The organism is Streptomyces alkaliphilus (genome assembly GCF_014141535.1).
In the GTDB taxonomy this organism is placed as follows: Bacteria; Actinomycetota; Actinomycetes; order Streptomycetales; family Streptomycetaceae; genus Streptomyces; species Streptomyces alkaliphilus.
The window spans coordinates 1-899 of record NZ_VKHT01001457.1; the positions used below are offsets into that span (position 1 = coordinate 1).

The window sequence follows — 899 nt, forward strand, 5'->3', positions numbered from 1 at the left end:
CCCCGTGGTGGAGGGAGACGGGTGGGGGATCCGCGGAGGGCCCGGGGGAGCCCGGCGACGCCCCCGCCGCGCTGGACATCGAGAAGGTGACGGTGACCGTCCGCGGCCGGAACCTGGTGGACGGCGTCTCCCTGGCCGTGGCGCCGGGCGAGGTGATGGGGCTGGTCGGGCCCAACGGCGCGGGCAAGTCAACCCTGTTGAGGACCCTGTACCGGGCACTGCGGCCCACGTCCGGGCGGGTGTTGCTGGACGGTGAGGACGTGTGGGCGATGGCGGGCAAGCCGCTGGCCCGCCGGGTGGCCACCGTGCTCCAGGAGACCGCCGGTGACTTCGAGTTGACCGTTCACGACGTCGCGGCGATGGGGCGCACCCCGCACAAGCGGGCCTTCGCCGGTGACGACGCGCGGGATCGCGGGATCATCCTCGCCTCCCTGCGGGACGTGGGCGTCGAGCACCTGGCCGAGGCGCCGTTCTCCCGCCTGTCCGGGGGCGAGAAGCAACGGGTGCTCATCGCCCGCGCGCTCACCCAGCGGGCGGGCACCATGATCCTCGACGAGCCCACCAACCACCTCGACCTGCGGCACCAGTTGGACACCCTGCGGCTGGTGCGTCGACTCGGGGTCACGGCCGTGGTGGCGCTGCACGACCTCAACCTCGCCGCCGCCTTCTGCGACCGGATCTGCGTCCTGCTCGCCGGCCGGTCGGTGGTCGTCGGGCCACCGGGGGAGGTGCTGACCGCCGAGCTGTTGGCGCGGGTCTACGGGGTGGCGGCGGAGGTCGCCGAACATCCGCGCACCGGCGTTCCGCAGGTGACGGTGCTGCCCACCGATCCCGAAGGGGGGTGGAACGCCGGCGTGGAACCGCGAGCGCCGTGACCCCCGGGCCCGAACCCCCGGGCC

The 899-nt window shown here is 74.3% G+C and carries 1 protein-coding gene; it reads left to right on the forward strand.

Translation table 11 applies throughout. The annotated features are described in order from the left end of the window. The coding region (locus FNQ90_RS25065; RefSeq protein WP_407699445.1) for an ABC transporter ATP-binding protein at positions 1–875 on the forward strand (875 nt) is incomplete at its 5' end. Positions 876–899: the final 24 nt, after the last annotated feature.